General features: G+C 62.5%; 14 protein-coding genes and 1 tRNA gene. 13 read left to right on the forward strand and 2 right to left on the reverse strand.

Translation table 11 applies throughout. The annotated features are described in order from the left end of the window. The first annotated feature begins 44 nt into the window (after nucleotides 1-44). The 13 genes from QCE62_RS05460 to QCE62_RS05520 all read left to right on the forward strand — a co-directional run bounded on the left by QCE62_RS05460 (nucleotide 45) and on the right by QCE62_RS05520 (nucleotide 12,962). Nucleotides 45-965, forward strand: a complete 921-nt coding sequence (locus tag QCE62_RS05460; RefSeq protein WP_309915234.1) for an alpha/beta hydrolase — start codon at nucleotides 45-47, stop codon at nucleotides 963-965. Between the two features lie 69 nt (nucleotides 966-1,034). After that, entirely contained in the window at nucleotides 1,035-1,388 is a 354-nt protein-coding gene (locus QCE62_RS05465; RefSeq protein ID WP_309915238.1) for a RidA family protein, read from the forward strand. 35 nt (nucleotides 1,389-1,423) lie between these two features. After that, nucleotides 1,424-3,667, forward strand: coding sequence for a bifunctional (p)ppGpp synthetase/guanosine-3',5'-bis(diphosphate) 3'-pyrophosphohydrolase (locus QCE62_RS05470; RefSeq protein ID WP_309915240.1), 2,244 nt, complete (start codon nucleotides 1,424-1,426; stop codon nucleotides 3,665-3,667). Between the two features lie 138 nt (nucleotides 3,668-3,805). Next, a tRNA-Val gene (locus tag QCE62_RS05475) sits at nucleotides 3,806-3,882 on the forward strand. 306 nt (nucleotides 3,883-4,188) lie between these two features. Then, complete coding sequence (gene thrS, locus QCE62_RS05480; RefSeq protein ID WP_309915243.1) at nucleotides 4,189-6,096, forward strand: threonine--tRNA ligase; 1,908 nt, start codon at nucleotides 4,189-4,191, stop codon at nucleotides 6,094-6,096. Nucleotides 6,097-6,143: 47 nt separating this feature from the next. Further along, nucleotides 6,144-6,671 (forward strand): translation initiation factor IF-3, encoded by a 528-nt coding sequence (gene infC, locus QCE62_RS05485; RefSeq protein WP_075583873.1) that lies wholly within the window; start codon nucleotides 6,144-6,146, stop codon nucleotides 6,669-6,671. A gap of 231 nt (nucleotides 6,672-6,902) precedes the next feature. Beyond that, nucleotides 6,903-7,100: a 50S ribosomal protein L35 gene (gene rpmI, locus QCE62_RS05490; protein ID WP_004191477.1), complete on the forward strand. Its 198-nt coding sequence runs from the start codon at nucleotides 6,903-6,905 to the stop codon at nucleotides 7,098-7,100. 26 nt (nucleotides 7,101-7,126) lie between these two features. Then, nucleotides 7,127-7,486 (forward strand): 50S ribosomal protein L20, encoded by a 360-nt coding sequence (rplT, locus tag QCE62_RS05495; protein WP_309915246.1) that lies wholly within the window; start codon nucleotides 7,127-7,129, stop codon nucleotides 7,484-7,486. 194 nt (nucleotides 7,487-7,680) lie between these two features. Beyond that, nucleotides 7,681-8,694: a phenylalanine--tRNA ligase subunit alpha gene (gene pheS / locus QCE62_RS05500; RefSeq protein WP_309915249.1), complete on the forward strand. Its 1,014-nt coding sequence runs from the start codon at nucleotides 7,681-7,683 to the stop codon at nucleotides 8,692-8,694. Between the two features lie 83 nt (nucleotides 8,695-8,777). Beyond that, on the forward strand, nucleotides 8,778-11,210 hold the full coding sequence (gene pheT / locus QCE62_RS05505) for a phenylalanine--tRNA ligase subunit beta (RefSeq protein WP_309915253.1): 2,433 nt from the start codon (nucleotides 8,778-8,780) through the stop codon (nucleotides 11,208-11,210). 70 nt (nucleotides 11,211-11,280) lie between these two features. Then, the gene (locus QCE62_RS05510; RefSeq protein ID WP_309808019.1) at nucleotides 11,281-11,685 is read left to right on the forward strand and encodes an integration host factor subunit alpha; all 405 of its coding nucleotides are present in this window, start codon (nucleotides 11,281-11,283) and stop codon (nucleotides 11,683-11,685) included. Nucleotides 11,686-11,784: 99 nt separating this feature from the next. Continuing rightward, entirely contained in the window at nucleotides 11,785-12,168 is a 384-nt protein-coding gene (locus tag QCE62_RS05515) for a MerR family transcriptional regulator (RefSeq protein WP_309915257.1), read from the forward strand. A 194-nt stretch (nucleotides 12,169-12,362) separates the two neighbouring features. Continuing rightward, the gene (locus QCE62_RS05520; RefSeq protein WP_309915260.1) at nucleotides 12,363-12,962 is read left to right on the forward strand and encodes a short chain dehydrogenase; all 600 of its coding nucleotides are present in this window, start codon (nucleotides 12,363-12,365) and stop codon (nucleotides 12,960-12,962) included. On the opposite strand, the gene QCE62_RS05525 is transcribed toward QCE62_RS05520, so the two are convergent. Together QCE62_RS05525 and QCE62_RS05530 are read right to left on the reverse strand one after the other, a co-directional pair. Further along, nucleotides 12,959-13,318: a hypothetical protein gene (locus tag QCE62_RS05525; RefSeq protein ID WP_309915262.1), complete on the reverse strand. Its 360-nt coding sequence runs from the start codon at nucleotides 13,316-13,318 to the stop codon at nucleotides 12,959-12,961. The genes QCE62_RS05520 and QCE62_RS05525 overlap by 4 nt on opposite strands. 135 nt (nucleotides 13,319-13,453) lie before the next feature. Further along, on the reverse strand, nucleotides 13,454-13,708 hold the full coding sequence (locus tag QCE62_RS05530; RefSeq protein ID WP_309915265.1) for a hypothetical protein: 255 nt from the start codon (nucleotides 13,706-13,708) through the stop codon (nucleotides 13,454-13,456). Between the last annotated feature and the right edge of the window lie 26 nt (nucleotides 13,709-13,734).

A 13,734-nucleotide genomic window follows, 5' to 3' on the forward strand; every position in this document is an offset into this window, starting at 1 on the left:
CAATCCAAGTCACCAACCGCAATCTCATTCGCGAGGACCGCTTCATGACCGCACCGATCGTCGTCGAACCCGTTCACCCGGAGCTGGGCGAGCCGCGCCAGCGCTTCGTGCAATGCGCGAGTCCGGGCGGGCTGCATCGCGTGGCATACACGGAATGGGGCGATCCGTCGAACCCGCGCGTGCTGCTCTGCGTGCATGGCCTCACGCGCTCGGGGCGCGACTTCGACAAGCTCGCGAAGGCGTTCGCCCATGAGTATCGGGTCGTGTGTCCGGATGTCGTCGGGCGCGGGCTCTCGGGCTGGCTGGCGGATCCGCGTTACTACGGCGTGCCGCAATACGTCGCGGACATGGTCACGCTGATTGCGCGGCTCAACGTGGAGACGGTGGACTGGTTCGGCACGTCGATGGGCGGACTGATCGGCATGGCGCTCGGCGGACTGCCGGACTCGCCCATCCGCAAGCTGCTCCTGAACGATGTCGGGCCGCATATCGAGCCGGTCGCGCTCGGAAGGATCGGCGAATATCTGGGCAAGCCGGCGCGCTTTGCTTCCCTCGAAGAGGGCGTGCGGCGCGCGGCGGAACTCGCGGCGAGCTTCGGGCCGCTCAGCGACGCGGAATGGACCAGCATCAACACGCCGCTGCTGCGCGAGCGCGACGGCGCGTGGACCTTCCACTACGACCCGGCCATTGCCACGCCGTTCGCGTCGGTGACCGAGGAGCAGGCCGCCGCGTATGAGGCGTTCCTGTGGCATTCGGTAGCGTGCATCGCCTCGCCGGTTTTGGTCGTACGCGGCGAGACTTCTGATCTGCTGTCGCGCGAAACCGTCGAGCGGATGGTGAAGACGGGGCAAGCGGTGACGAGCGTCGAGATTCCCGGCGTGGGCCACGCGCCGGCGTTTCTTGCCGACGATCAAATCGCCATTGCCAAAGGGTTCTTTCTGGGCGATAGCGGCAGCGGGGCATAATATCGGGCTTGGCCGAAGCCGCACAGCTTCATCGATCCCATCTCCATCAACCATCGTCAGGAACCCATCATGGCAGTCATTCGTCATCACGTCGGCCCGCGTCTGTCCGAAACCGCCATTCATAACGGTACGGTCTATCTTGCCGGCCAGATCGCCGAGGACACGGACCAGGACATCACCGGCCAGACGCGTGAGGTGCTCGGCCACATCGACCGTCTGCTGGAAGAGGCCAACAGCGACAAGGCGCATTTGCTGTCGGTGCAGATCTATATCTCCGATCTCGTGCACTTCGCCGGCATGAACGCGGTGTGGGATGCGTGGGTTGCCGACGGCAACGCGCCGCCGCGCGCCACCGTCGAGGCCAAGCTGGCCAATCCGGCGTGCCTCGTCGAAGTCGTCGTGGTCGCGGCGCAGCGCACCTGAACCTTCGTATCGGCTGAAGCAGTCGCATTTCCCGCATGAGCGAGACCGCCGTTCCCACCGAGACCTGGCCCGAGCCGTCGATCGACGACGCGCTCGCGTTCGTGCACGAGCACGCGCGGGACGCCCGGCTGTCGACGGGCGAACTGCTCGCGGAGCACGCGGTGGGCACCGCACGCATCATGCAGACGCTCAATGTCGATGCGCACGCGGTCACGGCGGCGGCGCTGTTCGCGCTGGCGCCGCATCTCGAGGATCCCGAGAAGCTCATCACCGAGCGCTTCGGTCCGGAAGTGCAGCGTCTCGTCGGCGATGTCCGAAAGCTGTTGCGGCTCGGTTCCGTCAGCTCGCGCGCCACGCTGGCCGAGTTTCCCGATACCCGCGACGCACAGGCGGCCCGCCGCGCGCAGGTCGAGTCGCTGCGCAAGATGCTGCTGGCATTCGCGCAGGACATTCGCGTGGTGCTGATCCGGCTGGCGTCGCGGGTGCAGACCTTGCGCTTTCATGCCGCGCACAAGATCGATCCGCCGCCGGACGTGCCGCGCGAAACCCTCGAGATCTACGCGCCGCTCGCCAACCGGCTTGGCATCTGGCAACTGAAGTGGGAGCTGGAGGACCTCTCGTTCCGCTTCCAGGATCCGGTCACGTACAAGCGTATCGCGAAGCTGCTCGACGAAAAGCGCGTCGAACGCGAAAGCTATGTGACCGAGGCGATCGCGCGCCTGCAGCGCGAGCTGGACACCGCGCACATCAAGGCTGAAGTGAGCGGCCGGCCGAAGCACATCTACAGCATCTGGAAGAAGATGCGCGGCAAGCATCTCGACTTCTCGGAGCTGAACGACGTGCGCGCGTTTCGCGTGATCGTCGGCGACATCAAGGATTGCTACACCGTGCTCGGCATCGTGCATAACCTGTGGCAGCCGGTTCCGCGCGAGTTCGACGACTACATTTCCCGGCCCAAGCCGAACGGCTACAAGTCGCTGCACACGGTCGTGATCGGCGACGACGGGCGCGCCTTCGAAGTGCAGATCCGCACGCAGGAAATGCATCAGTTCGCCGAGTACGGCGTGGCGGCGCACTGGCGCTACAAGGAAGCGGGCGCGCGCGGTTACGCGGGGCAGGTGACCGCGAGCGAGAAATACGACGAGAAGATCGCGTGGCTGCGTCAGCTGCTGGCCTGGAAGGACGACGTGGAAGGCGACGGCGACGGCGATGCGGAAGCGGAAAAGCGCGGCTGGCAGCATCTGCGCGACGCCACGCTCGACGACGACCACATTTACGTGCTGACGCCGCAGGCCCGCGTGATCGCGCTGCCGCACGGCGCGACGCCTGTCGATTTCGCTTATCACCTGCACAGCGAGCTGGGGCATCGTTGTCGTGGCGCACGTGTCGACGGCGCAATGGTGCCGCTCAATACGCAGCTGCAAAACGGCCAGACAGTCGAGATCGTCGCGGTGAAGGAGGGCGGCCCCTCGCGCGACTGGCTCAACCCGCAGCTCGGCTATCTGCACAGCCCGCGGGCGCGGCAGAAGGTGCGCTCGTGGTTCCTTGCGGCGGACGCGGCGGAGACCATCGCGGCGGGCCGGACGATCGTTGAAAAGACACTGCAGCGAGAAGGCAAGACGTCCGTCAGCCTCGATCAACTCGCCACGAAACTCGGCTTCAAGACGCCGGAGGAGTTGTACGCGGTCGTCGGCAAGGACGAGTTCAGCCTGCGCAACATCGAGCAGGCGCTCTCCGACGCGCCGCCGCCGGAGCCCGAACCGGAAGCGCCCGAGCAGTTCGAGAAGCGCAGCAGCGGGCAGAGCGTGGCTCATGGCGCGTCGACGGGCGTGCTCGTCGTCGGCGTCGATGCCTTGCTGACGCAATTGGCGCGCTGCTGCCGGCCCGCGCCGCCGGACCCGATCGCCGGATTCGTGACGCGCGGCAAAGGCATGTCGGTCCATCGCACCGACTGCACGACCTTCAAGCGCATGGCGCAGCGCTCGCCGGAGCGCGTGCTGCATACGACCTGGTCGGCGGAGGTGATGAACGGGCGCGGCTCGTCGGTTTATCCGGTGGATCTGTCGGTGGAGTCGACCGACCGGCAAGGCTTGCTGCGGGATATCTCGGAAGTGTTCGCGCGCGAGAAGATCAACGTGATCGGCGTGAAGAGCCAGAGCCGCCGCAATGTCGCGTACATGCAGTTCACGGTGGAAGTGTCGAGCGCGGCACAGATTCAGCGCGCCTGCACGTTGTTGGGCGAAGTGCCGGGCGTGATCCGCGCGTCGCGGCGGGCGTGAGTGCCGTCTCAGTGAATTCCGCCTGACTTGCCGCAGCGGAATTCACCGAAAGATCCGCGGTTCGGCGAATAAACTTGAAGTTTCTCCGGACAAACCCTTGCCAAGGTTCGAAATACTCCATATAATCTCACTTCTTTCAGGCTCGTAGCTCAGCTGGTTAGAGCACCACCTTGACATGGTGGGGGTCGTTGGTTCGAGTCCAATCGAGCCTACCAACGAAAAAGAAGGCTTGCGGACTCCGGTCCGCGGGTTTTCAAACCGCGAAGGGCGTCTGAATGGCGCTCAGTGCAAAAGGCGAATGAAAATGGCACGTCGAACGTTGACCGAAACAGTTTCGGAGCGACGCTAGTCGAGGACCTAATTCGCCTTCTGCCAAATTGTTTCGCGGTCAGTGTGAAAAGTGAATGCGGCCCCTCGATAGCGGGGCCGCATTTTTTTTGTCTCCCGATTTCTCGACGTGAGATCGCGAGGCAAGCCTCAAACGACATCGCCCGGCGTGCGCCGGCGTTCTGGAGAACGATATGGTTTCGGTACGTTTGCCTGATGGGTCGGTCCGTCAATACGACCACCCGGTGACCGTCGCGGAAGTCGCGGCATCGATCGGTGCGGGCCTCGCCAAGGCCGCGCTCGCCGGCAAGCTCAACGGCGAACTCGTCGATACCTCCTTCCTGATCGACCGCGACGCGTCGCTTGCCATCGTCACCGACAAGGACCCGGAAGGCGTCGATGTCGTGCGCCACTCCACCGCGCACTTGCTGGCGTATGCGGTGAAGGACCTGTTCCCCGAGGCGCAGGTGACCATCGGACCGGTCATCGACAACGGCTTCTACTACGACTTCTCCTACAGCCGGCCGTTTACCCCCGAAGATCTCGAAAAGATCGAAAAGCGCATGCAGGAACTCGTCAAGAAGGACGAGCCGGTGTCGCGCCGCGTGGTGTCGCGCAACGAGGCCGTCGAGTACTTCAAGAGCATCGGCGAGAAGTACAAGGCCGAGATCATCGAGTCGATCCCCGAAAGCGACGAAATCAAACTGTATTCGCACGGCGGTTTCACCGACCTGTGCCGCGGCCCGCACGTGCCGTCCACCGGCAAGCTCAAGGTCTTCAAGCTGATGAAGCTTGCGGGCGCCTACTGGCGTGGCGACTCGAAGAACGAGCAGCTGCAGCGCATCTACGGCACCGCCTGGACCAAAAAGGAAGACCAGGAAGCCTATCTGCACATGCTGGAAGAAGCCGAGAAGCGCGATCACCGCAAGCTCGGCAAGCAACTCGACCTGTTCCATCTGCAGGACGAGGCGCCCGGCATGGTGTTCTGGCATCCGAAGGGCTGGTCGTTGTGGCAGCAGGTCGAGCAATACATGCGCCGTCGTGTGAACGAGGCCGGCTATCTCGAGATCAAGACCCCGATGGTCATGGACCGTTCGCTGTGGGAAGCCTCGGGTCACTGGCAGAACTATCGTGAAAACATGTTCACGACCGAGTCGGAAAAGCGCGACTACGCCATCAAGCCGATGAACTGCCCGGGTCACGTGCAGGTGTTCAATCACGGCCTGCGCTCGTACCGCGATCTGCCGTTGCGCTATGCGGAGTTCGGATCGTGCCACCGCAACGAGCCGTCGGGCGCGCTGCACGGCCTGATGCGCGTGCGCGGCTTCGTTCAGGACGATGCGCACATCTTCTGTACCGAAGATCAGTTCATCGCGGAGTCCATCGCGTTCAACACGCTGGCCATGAGCGTGTACAAGGATTTCGGCTTCGATCACATCGCCATCAAGCTGTCGCTGCGCCCTGAACAGCGCGCGGGCAGCGATGAAACCTGGGATCGCGCGGAGCAAGGTCTGCGCGAGGCACTGACCGCATGCGGTCTGGAATGGGAAGAGCTCGAAGGCGAGGGCGCGTTCTACGGTCCGAAGATCGAGTACCACATCAAGGATGCGCTGGGCCGTTCGTGGCAATGCGGCACCCTGCAGCTCGACATGGTGTTGCCGGAGCGTCTGGGCGCCGAATATGTCGCCGAGGACAACAGCCGCCGGCGTCCGGTGATGCTCCATCGTGCAATCGTCGGGTCAATGGAGCGTTTCCTCGGGATTCTGATCGAACACCACGCCGGCGCCATGCCGCCGTGGCTCGCTCCGACGCAGGCAGTCGTGCTCAATATTGCCGAAAGTCAGGCAGAATATGCCGCGAATCTGACCCAATCGTTGCAAAAACAAGGGCTTAGAGTCGAGTGCGATTTGCGCAATGAGAAGATTAGCTATAAAATACGCGAGCACACGCTGCAGAAGGTGCCGTATTTGCTGGTTGTCGGTGACAAGGAGCGTGAGGCGCAAACCGTAGCCGTGCGTGCTCGTGGCGGTGTCGATCTGGGCGTAATGCCGGTCGACGCATTTCTGGAGCGTCTGCAGCAGGATGTGCGGGCGTTCAGGTAAGTCACTCGCAGCGCGGCTTGTTTTTTAATTTTTAGAGGAAACGTAACATCGCTACTGATAAGTCGTCACATCGCATCAACGGTGAAATTACCGCACCGGAAGTGCGCTTGGTCGGAGTGGACAACGAGCCGCTCGGAATCGTGAAACTGGCCGAGGCGTTCCGTCAATCGGAACAGCTCGATGTCGATCTCGTCGAAATCGCGCCGCAGGCTTCTCCGCCTGTCTGCCGTTTGATGGATTACGGCAAGTTCAAATACTCGGAAGCGAAGAAGCAACACGAGGCGAAGCTCAAGCAGAAGATCGTGCAGGTGAAGGAAGTCAAATTCCGCCCCGGCACGGATGACGGTGACTACAACGTCAAGCTGCGCAACCTCACCCGCTTCCTCGAAGACGGCGACAAGACGAAAATCACATTGCGTTTCCGCGGTCGTGAAATGGCGCACCAGGAAATCGGCATGCGCATGCTGGAACGGTTGAAGTCGGATCTCGACGAATTCGGCCAGGTCGAGCAGATGCCGAAGATGGAAGGGCGTCAGATGATCATGGTGCTGGCCCCGAAGAAGAAGGGCAAGTAACCTCAAGCAACAAGCAATGGATCGCGCGCCGTCGAATGGCGGTCGGTGCGGCATTGCCGGCAGTTTCAGGCCGGCGTCATCTCGGTGACGCCGGTCATGCAAAGCGGCGACTCTTTACCGAGTCGTCTGCAAACAAGTGGCGCGTGGGTTTCGAAGGGCGGGAAGGGGTCTTGGCCAGCATGGACGGATCAGCCGCACACCCATGACCATCTAATGAACTGGAGTAGTTTCATGCCGAAGATGAAGACCAAGAAGAGCGCTGCAAAGCGCTTCGTGGTGCGTCCGGGCGGTACCGTCAAGCGCGGTCAAGCGTTCAAGCGCCACATTCTTACCAAGAAAACCACCAAGAACAAACGCCATCTGCGTGGCGCCACGGCCGTTCATGATTCCGATCTGAACTCCGTCCGCGCAATGCTGCCGTTCGCCTAACCTCAACTTAACTTAAGGAGCGCAACATGCCTCGAGTAAAACGTGGGGTTACCGCACGGGCCCGTCACAAGAAGATCCTCCGTCTGGCCAAGGGTTACCGCGGCCGTCGCAATAACGTCTATCGCATCGCCAAGCAGGCGGTCATGCGCGCTGGCCAATACGCCTACCGCGATCGCCGCAACAAGAAGCGTGTGTTCCGCGCACTGTGGATCACGCGTATCAACGCGGCGGTGCGTCAGCATGACATGACCTACAGCGTGTTCATCAACGGCCTGAAGAAGGCGTCGATCGAACTCGACCGCAAGGTGCTGGCTGACATGGCTGTGTTCGACAAGGCTGCTTTTGCTGCGATCGTGAAGCAGGTGAAAGCCGCCGTTGCAGCCTAATTGCGAAATTAGTACTGCGTGGTTCGCCTTCTCGTCGCCGGGTTGTTGACGGCGGCGCGAAGGCAGAAAACGGGGCTCTCACCGAGCCCCGTTTTTGTTGGTCGGACGGTTTTGCACATCGCATGCGCGCGTATCGGCGTGGATGAGCAAAACCGAACCTCTGTTTGAACTTCGACGTTAAGAAGATGGGATCAATGGATCTGGATCAGATTGTCGCGGACGCGAAAAGCGCCTTTGAACACGCCACCGACGCCAACACGCTCGAAAACGAGAAAGCGCGCTTTCTCGGCAAGTCGGGCGCGCTGACCGACTTGCTGAAGGGTCTGGGCAAGCTCGATCCCGAAGCGAAGAAGACCGAAGGCGCGCGCATCAACCAGGCAAAGCAGCAAGTCGAAGCCGCGCTGAACGCCCGCCGCCAGGCGCTGGCCGACGCGTTGCTCAACCAGCGTCTCGCGGCGGAAGCCATCGACGTCACGTTGCCCGGCCGCGGCGCCGGCGCCGGCACGCTGCATCCGGTGATGCGCACGTGGGAGCGCGTCGAGCAGGTGTTCCGCTCGATCGGCTTCGACGTCGCCGACGGTCCCGAGATCGAAACCGACTGGTACAACTTCACCGCGTTGAACAGCCCGGAAAACCATCCGGCGCGCTCGATGCAGGACACGTTCTATGTCGACGGCCAGGATGCCGACGGCCGGCCGCTCCTGCTGCGCACGCACACGAGCCCGATGCAGGTGCGTTACGCGCGCATGAACAAGCCGCCCATCAAGGTGATCGTGCCGGGTCGCACCTACCGCGTGGACAGCGACGCCACGCACTCGCCGATGTTCAACCAGGTCGAAGGCCTGTGGATCGAAGAGAACATCAGCTTCGCCGACCTGAAGGGCGCCTACACCGATTTCCTGAAGAAGTTCTTCGAGCGCGACGACATTCTCGTGCGCTTCCGTCCGTCGTATTTTCCGTTCACGGAGCCGTCGGCCGAGATCGACATGATGTTCGAGCACGGCAAGAACGCGGGCAAATGGCTGGAAATCTCCGGCTCGGGCCAGGTGCATCCCACCGTCATCCGCAACATGGGCCTCGATCCGGAGCGCTATATCGGCTTTGCGTTCGGCAGCGGCCTCGAGCGCCTGACGATGCTGCGCTACGGCGTGCAGGACCTGCGTCTGTTCTTCGAGAACGACTTGCGTTTCCTGCGCCAGTTCGCCTGAAGCACGCACGGCCCGCGACGTCCGGCTGCTCGCACCCGCCGAAGCCGGACCCGAGACTCCAAACATTTCGAACGTAGACATCCATGCAATTCCCAGAATCCTGGCTCCGCAGTTTCGTCGATCCGCAGCTCTCCACCGACGAACTCGCGCACGCGCTGACCATGGCCGGCCTCGAAGTCGAAGACCTGCGGCCGGTTGCGCCGCCCACCACGAAGATCGTCGTGGGCCAGGTGCTCGAAGTCGCGAAGCATCCGAACGCGGACAAGCTCAACGTCTGCCAGGTCGATGCCGGCACGGGCGAGCAGCTGAACATCGTGTGCGGCGCGCCGAACGTGGCGCCGGGCATCAAGGTGCCGGTTGCGCTGATGGGCGCCGTGCTGCCGCCGGCCGAAGCGGGCGGCGAGCCGTTCGTGATCAAGCCCGCGAAGTTGCGCGGCGTCGATAGCCAGGGCATGCTGTGCTCGGCGCGCGAACTGAAGCTGTCGGAAGATCACAGCGGCCTGCTGATCCTGCCCGCCGATGCACAAGTCGGCCAGGACATCCGCGAGGCGCTCAATCTCGACGACACGGTCTTCGAGATCAAGCTCACGCCCAACAAGGCGGATTGCCTGTCGGTGTATGGCGTCGCGCGCGAAACGGCCGCGATCACCGGCGCGCCGCTGAAGGCGCTCGAGGTGCCGGCAGTCGAAGCCACGCTCGACGGAAAGCTGCCCGTGAAGATCCTCGCGCCTGACCTGTGCGGCCGCTTCTCCGGCCGCGTGATTCGCGGCGTGAACGCGCATGCGAAGACGCCGCAATGGATGGTCGAGCGGCTCGAACGCGCGGGCCAGCGCAGCATTTCCGCGCTCGTCGACATCTCGAACTACGTGATGCTCGAGCTCGGGCGTCCGTCGCACGTGTTCGATCTCGACAAGATCCATGGCGCGATCGAAGTGCGCTGGGGCAAGCAGGGCGAGTCGCTGAAGCTCTTGAACGGCAACACCGTCGAGCTCGATGAAACCGTCGGCGTGATCGCCGATGACCGTCATGTCGAAAGCCTCGCGGGCATCATGGGCGGCGACAGCACGGCGGTGTCGCTGGATACCACGAACATCTATCTCGAAGCCGCGTTCTGGTGGCCCGACGCCATTCGCGGCCGCGCGCGCAAGTACAACTTCTCGACCGATGCCGCGCATCGCTTCGAGCGCGGCGTCGATTATTCGACGACCGTCGAGCACATCGAAATCATCTCGCGCCTGATTCTGGACATCTGCGGCGGCGCGGCGGGTCCGGTCGACGACCAGATCGTCAACGTGCCCGAACGCAATCCGGTGGCGATGCGCGTGTCGCGCGCGCATCGCATCATTGGCGTGGAGATCGGCGCCGGGGAGATCGCGCAGATCTTCACGCGCCTGAACCTCGCGTTCGAGCGCGACGGCGATACCTTCAAGGTCACGCCGCCGCCGTATCGCTTCGACATCGAGATCGAGGAAGACCTGATCGAAGAAGTCGCGCGCATCTATGGTTTCGAAAAGATTCCGGCCCGTCCGCCGGTCGCGCACAGCGAAATGCGCCGCACCGACGAGACCCGCCGTTCGATCCACGTGCTGCGTCACGCGGTCGCCGCGCGCGATTACTCGGAGACGGTGAACTTCAGTTTCGTCGATGCCGAGTGGGAGAAGGACTTCGCTGGCAACGATCAGCCCATCAAGCTGCTGAACCCGATCGCGAGCCAGCTCTCGGTCATGCGCACGACGCTGTTCGGCAGCCTGATCGAAGTGCTGCGTCATAACCTGAACCGTCGCGCCGAGCGTATGCGCGTGTTCGAGGCGGGCCGCGTGTTTCATCGCGACGCGTCCGTGCAGGCAGGCGAACTCAGCGTGCAAGGCTATGCGCAGCCGAAGATGATCGGCGGCCTCGCGTATGGCCCGGTCATCGAGGAGCAATGGGGCGCGGCTACGCGCAACGTCGACTTCTTCGACGTCAAGGGCGACGTCGAGGCGCTGTTCGCGCCGGTCGTGCCGCGCTTCGTGAAGGCCGAACATCCGGCGCTGCATCCGGGACGCAGCGCGCGTATCGAGGTGGCGGGGCGCGCGGTGGGCTGGATCGGCGAATTGCATCCGCGCTGGCTGCAAAAGTATGACCTTCCGCATGCGCCGGTCGTCTTCGAAGTCGATGCCGAAGCGTTGATGGAACGCGCGCTGCCGGCGACGTCCGAGGTGTCGAAATTCCCTCCGGTGCGACGCGATATCGCGGTCGTCGTGGATCAGGACGTGCCGGTTCGGGCGCTGCTCGACGAGCTCGAAAACGCCCGTTCGGAACCCGCCTGCAGGCACGTCACGAGGGTTGCGCTTTTCGACGAATTTCGTCCAAAATCAAATACTTCCGGAGGGTTGGGCGCGCACGAGAAAAGTCTTGCCTTCCGTGTAACGTTGCAAGATACTGGCGGCACGCTTCAGGACGAAACAGTCGATACGGCCATCAAAACCCTGGTGGATCGTCTGACTCGAGTACACGGCGCGCGATTGCGCGGATAGCCTTCCTCTGGAGTCGGCCCATCCGCACAACGCCCAAGGTCTCAAGCGTGTTACGCGCCGTTTTACCGATATGAACCAAATGAACTCGAGTGATTTCGAAGCCCTTCTTTCGGCGCAGCGCAGCGCCATGACCCGAGATATCCCGACCTCGAGCGCGCCCGGCGACACGCCGACGCTCACGAAAGCCGAACTGGCGGAGATGCTGTTCGACCACGTCGGCTTGAACAAGCGCGAGGCGAAAGACATGGTCGAAGCTTTCTTCGAAGTCATTCGCGACGCGCTGGAGAGCGGCGAGAGCGTCAAGCTCTCCGGCTTCGGCAATTTTCAGTTGCGCGACAAGCCGCAGCGTCCCGGGCGTAATCCGAAGACCGGCGAGGCCATTCCCATTGCGGCGCGGCGAGTCGTCACGTTTCATGCAAGTCAGAAGCTGAAGGCGCTGGTTGAAACGGGAGCGGAGACGGATCTCGCACGCTGATTCCTGATTCACGGAAGGCATGCGGCATGATCCGCGCTTTCCGCTGCTGCTGACCACCGCGCTTCAATCGACATCAATAACCACGATGGTTGATCGACGATGGAAAAAGTCGTCTTGCCTCCTATCCCGGCCAAGCGTTATTTCACGATTGGCGAAGTGAGCGAACTGTGCGGCGTCAAGCCGCACGTGCTGCGCTATTGGGAACAGGAGTTCACGCAACTGAGACCGGTGAAGCGGCGCGGCAACCGCCGCTACTATCAGCATCACGAGGTTCTGCTGATCCGGCGCATCCGTGACCTGCTGTACGAGCAGGGCTTCACGATCAATGGCGCCCGCAATCGCCTCGACTCGCAAGGCCGTGCAAGCGCCGACGAAGCTGAAGCCGAGGGCATGCCGGGCGATCCGCAAGCAGCGCAGGGATCGGTGGATGTCGATCAGTTGCGCAAGGAAATTCTTAAGGTGATCGATTTGCTGGGCGGCTGAAGGCCGTCTCCGGATGATCGATGTGCCTGGGTGATGCAGGTAGCGCAACGCCGCGAATCGTCGCGGCATTTTTTTGTCTGCGCAAAAAGCATTGGCGCGGTTGTGCGGCCGAGTTCATGCGCTGCATGCCGCACACCGGCGCAGTACGATACGCCTGCTTGTCCCCGTCTCGTCCTATCGATTCAGGAGGCTTTATGCGAGTACTGCTCGTTGGTGCAACCGGTCTGCTGGGCACGGAAATCAAACGACTCCTCGAACACCGGCACGAAGTGATCACCGCGAGCCGCAAGGGCTCCGACGTGGCTGTGGATCTGTCGGACAAGGCGAGCATCGTCGCCCTGTACGAGCGAGTGGGGATGGTTGGTGCAGTGGTGTGTGTCGGCGGAGCAGCGAAGTTCAAGCCGCTCGATGCGCTGGACGACTCGGACTATGCCTTCAGCCTCGCCAACAAACTGATGGGTCAGGTGAACCTCGTGCGCTGCGCCAGCGGACATGTGGAGACCGGCGGCTCGATCACGCTGACGAGCGGCACACTGGCGCAGGAACCGATGGTCGGCGCGGCTGCGGTGAGCATCGTCAATGCGGGGCTGGAGGGTTTCGTGCGGGTCGCGGCGCTGGAACTGCAAGGCACCTTGCGCGTGAATGTAGTGAGTCCGGGATGGGTTGCGGAGACGCTCGAATCGATGGGCAAGGATCCGTCGCAGGGCATTGCCGCCGCGGAGGTTGCAAAGGTCTATCAGCGCGCCATCGATGAGGCCATCACCGGGCAGACGCTCCTCGCCGCCAGGAGCTAGGACTTGAGGGCGGCGCGCAGGCGTCGCTTCGGGCGAAGCGCGGCGCGAGTGGCTGAAGGGGCGGGCGCTTTGACGTCGACCGAGCAATAAACGATGCTCGGTCCGACGCCCGACGGCGGATAGATGCGCCAGTCGTCATCGCCGTGATGGAAGAAGTAGAGCGCGTATCGACCGCCGGGCTTGGGCGCGCTCAGACACACGTAGCGGCTGCCGCCGGGATAGATGCGCCCGTAGCGCGCAACGCGCGCGTGACTCGTGGAATCGAACCATTTCGAGACTTCCTCGCGCAAACGGGAGAAAGGTCGATCTGACGAAATGCGCCCGGATTGCATGGGCGTGGATACGGTCGAGGGCATGGCGCGCCAATCCTTATGCGTCACGTTAAGACTAGAGCTTAAATAGCTGATTGACAAGTCATTTTTCGTGCTTAACGTATGAGCATTAAGCGTTGAAGCAATCACCTTCGACAGTCGCCAAAAGGCTTTCGACTGTCAGACGCTGAAGCCCATCATCGCGCCGGTGCTGGAGAGGGCCTCCTCTTCCGCGCGGGCCTTGAGCATGGCGTCGGCCAGACGGTAGTAAAACTGCGCGCGCTCTTCGAGAAACTCGGAGGAGGCATCGTTTGACAAGAAGTCATCTGCCATGTCGCCCGCCAGGGCCTGACCGGCGAAATAGTCCCGGAGCGACATCCCGAAATTCGTATTGCCGGGAAATGCGCGCGGGTTGTTGAGCTTGTTATACGCCATCGTTCTTGCTCGCCGTGTGTACGTAA

The organism is Caballeronia sp. LZ033 (assembly GCF_031451265.1).
Taxonomy (GTDB): domain Bacteria; phylum Pseudomonadota; class Gammaproteobacteria; order Burkholderiales; family Burkholderiaceae; genus Caballeronia.